The organism is Hydrocoleum sp. CS-953 (assembly GCF_002260545.1).
Lineage (GTDB): Bacteria > Cyanobacteriota > Cyanobacteriia > Cyanobacteriales > Microcoleaceae > Trichodesmium.
Map to the genome: position 1 here is coordinate 1 of NZ_LGSU01000563.1, position 3,657 is coordinate 3,657.

At 33.3% G+C, this 3,657-nt stretch carries 3 protein-coding genes; 1 reads left to right on the top strand and 2 read right to left on the bottom strand.

The window, feature by feature from the left end; translation table 11 throughout:
* A partial coding sequence (locus AFK68_RS06050; RefSeq protein WP_256386497.1) for a helicase-related protein occupies window positions 1–1,541 on the top strand: 1,541 nt, incomplete at its 5' end.
* A gap of 360 nt (window positions 1,542–1,901) precedes the next feature.
* Here AFK68_RS06050 and AFK68_RS06055 read toward each other — a convergent pair.
* Both AFK68_RS06055 and AFK68_RS06060 read right to left on the bottom strand, forming a co-directional pair.
* Complete coding sequence (locus tag AFK68_RS06055) at window positions 1,902–2,474, bottom strand: hypothetical protein (protein WP_094672000.1); 573 nt, start codon at window positions 2,472–2,474, stop codon at window positions 1,902–1,904.
* A 220-nt stretch (window positions 2,475–2,694) separates the two neighbouring features.
* Window positions 2,695–3,657, bottom strand: a 963-nt coding sequence (locus tag AFK68_RS06060) for a TRC40/GET3/ArsA family transport-energizing ATPase (protein ID WP_094672001.1), incomplete at its 5' end; no start/stop codon positions are given.

Below are 3,657 nucleotides of genomic sequence, written 5' to 3' on the forward strand. Positions count from 1 at the left end.
AATGTTATGAATTTAATGAAGCCAAATTTCAAGATAATAATAAAGAGTTAATCAAAACAGTTCAAACCAACATTTTATCCGATATAAACTCCTATTTAGATAATCCCGAATCTAGTCAAATCTTAGTTTATATTCAAGATATAAGAAAGCTACAAGAATTAATAGACAAAATTAGTAAGTATCGAAAATTTGAACAATATACAGACTATCTGGAAATACACGCTAATTTATCCGGTGAAAAAAAGAGCAAAATAGAAGAATGTAAACAAGACGTCAAAGTTGTATTTATGACATCTTCAGCAAGTCGAGGTTTATCCTTTCCTAAAGCAAAAATTATCTTAGTAGAAATCCCTAAATTCCAAATAGAAAGAAATTTAATGGAAGTCATACAAGTTATCTATAGATCCCGAGGAGAATATTGGGAAAATAACACAGCAAAAACTTTAGATGACCAACCAAAACAAATAACCTTTTATTTGAGCGATCGCGCCATTTATTACCCCCAAGAAGAAAATACATCTTCACAAGAATATGCTGAAGAAAAAAAATTATCTTTAGCAGAAAGTTTATTAAATCTCTGGGATATTTTATTAATTCTCAAATTGTCAATAATGACAAGAATAACTGGTGCAGGTAGTTTAGGAATGAAAAAATTTATGATGATTCCTATTGGTGGAAAATCTGTTTCGGCTGCTGGAAATACATTTAGTAGTCAAGTAACAAATATGATTAGAGAGTTAAAAAATGAACATCGTCGCCATCCTCAAAAACAAACTCTTAAAGATGTTTATACAAGTTTGACAAATATTTTTAGTAGTGCCGATTTTGTCTTACTTAAGGATGAGAATAAATCCCAAAAATCAGACTCCCAATATCGTTCCTATCTTTCACTGATGGAATCTTTTAACCAAAAATTTTCCCACTATTGTCAGCGACTCGATAAATTACTAAATTTTGGCAATATTGAAACAGGTTATCTCACTGGAAATTTATTAGTAGTTCCTATTTCCAAACATAAATTAGAAGAAACTTATTTGATGAAATTAGAATCTCAAATTAGACAATTTGCTAATCAAGATTTAGTTAATAAAATGAAGGAAATTAGCAGAAATGAAAAAAATTATCCACCTAATATTATCTCTGCAATGAAAGGTAGCGTCTTAGAATTTGTTGAATTGCTCAAGGGAGATATTAATAGAACTCAGTGGTTTGAACAAAATAGTCAAAACTTAGACCAATATTATGCTCTACCATTATTTGTATTTATGAGTCGAGAATTAATGAGTGAATATTTTAAGCAGGAACTAGAAGAAGAAGAAGAAAAAGAATTTAGAACCCTATTATCTAAATATGTTCACTACCTTTATCCTGCATATAACACCCTACCCATTGGTCGGAAATATCGGGAATTTCCCTTTATTGTTTTTCGTAGTTATAGCTTAGAGGAAATGCGAGAAAAAATTTATAGCGATCGCTATCTTTTAACTTCTAATGAGCTAAATATTCTCAACTTAATTCTTTGCCGAGATGAGAAAGACTAATTGATTTAGATGCAATAAGAAATTTCTTGGATCTGTCAGGAAAATTTTCTAAAACTTATTCCATTTTCCCCTTCCCTAATAACTTTGCCAAAAATTTTCCGATCATTCTTCTTACAATGATCATATTCCATACTTCTAAAGCAAGATTTGTCATAATTTTTTCTCTTTCTTCAATTGATTTAGAAGTCTAGTGTATTAAATAGTTTCAAATTTTTAACAGATCGATCTATCTGGCTATTCTTTCTACTAGGATAAAAAATTTGAGCTTAAATATTCAGCATAAATCCGAGGAGTCTTTTGACAACCCCAATAATTCAAAGTTATTCTAGATATTTTTTTAGCTGCCTAAAAAAAAATCGGCTAAGATTTTTTCTTTGATTTTCTCAAACATTTTTTCTGAGAAGACTTTTTGCTTTTTTCTTTCCTCTTTCTTTTAAACTTTTGCCTCTGCTGAGTTACTTCCGGAGGAGGACCGTAATCTCCTCTTGAAAAATAAATTCGTTCTACTTGATGTTGTGGCTCAACCTCAATCCAGAGACGGGCACCACCTGCTTGAGTTCTATTAGGTTGGTGTGGCTGATAAACAATTTGGCAAGGTCCGTTAATTTTTAGGGCGTGGCAATAATCTTTTTTATCTCCCACTTTTACGGCAACTGCTGGATAAGAAGTTCCGTTATCTCGGTTATAGTCGATAGTATTTCGCAAAACATGAACAAAAGTATTCCCTGTACGTTCAGCCTTGTTCCAAGTTCCTTGAGGGCCGTGACGACTAGGTATAATTTCTGGCACTCCTCGACTATTAAGAGGAATCATCCACAGTCTTTTAAGCTTGTAAGCTCCTACTACTCTATCTTGTTGGAGTAGTATTCGCAGTCTACCTGGTGATATATTGAGTAAAAATGCTGCTTCTGTTGTACGAACTTCTGTAGTCATAACTAGATCGTTATAGTATTGATATCTAATTTATATTTTATGGTATATCTTTGAATCTATTCAGATAAGTATACATGAAAATGGCTTATGGTTAAAGTAAAATCATAGCCCAAATCACCAACGCCAATTTTCTCTTGTAGGAGTAGGTTTAAAAATAATCTTTACATCTTCAACAAAAGAAAAAAAATCAAAACCTCCTCCCACAAAAAAAATAACTATCCTAAACTTTTGCCACTTCAGCAAACCTAATCTTCAAATAATCATCCTCCATTTTTGCCCCCGCAGGTTGCAACGCTGCTAAAGCTTGAGGCAAAACTAAATTCCGACGATGATTACCAATTCTAATATTCAACTCATCCCCAATTTTATTCAATTGAATTTTCTCTTTAGGAATTCCAGGCAAATATAATTCCAAATTATAATTACCCTTCTCTTGCACTACCTTAACAGTATTTTCCTTATAATAAACCTGACTAGGATCTTCATCGCCATAAAGAGTTTCTTTCAACCTTTCCAAAGCAGCCAAACCACACATTTCCTCAGAATAAAGAGGTACTTCCTTCACAGGCAAAGGTCTAAAATTATCGTGAATTTCTTGCCGATATTGCTGTTGATTTTCCTTCCACTTTTTAAAGAAAGGATCAGTTACAGAATCAGGAATAATCCGATTAGCTACTACTAAATCTGTAGAAACATTATACAAACTTAAATAAGCATGAGCGCGTAAAGATTCCTTAATTACCATCTTCTCCGGATTAGTAACTAACCGCACAGAAGTCTGAGTATTATCAGTTAAAACCTTTTCCAAAGCCTCAATTTGTTCATAAAATTCATAAGGAGCATCCATAACTTCCTTATCAGGCAAAGAAAAACCAGTAATAGGTTTAAAAATAGGTTCAAAAAGAGGTCTTAAAGCTACCGACATTCCCTGCAAAGGTTTATAAAACTTCCTCATATACCAACCCCCCACTTCCGGCAAACTCAAAAGTCGTAAAGCAGTACCAGTCGGAGCAGAATCAATAATTAAAACATCATATTCCCCCTCATCATAGTGCCGCTTCATCCGCACCAAACCAAAAATTTCATCCATTCCCGGCAAAATAGCCAACTCCTCAGCTTGCACGCCATCCAAACCTCGCGCCTGCAAAACCTGAGTAATATAACGCTTTACAGCTCCCCAGTT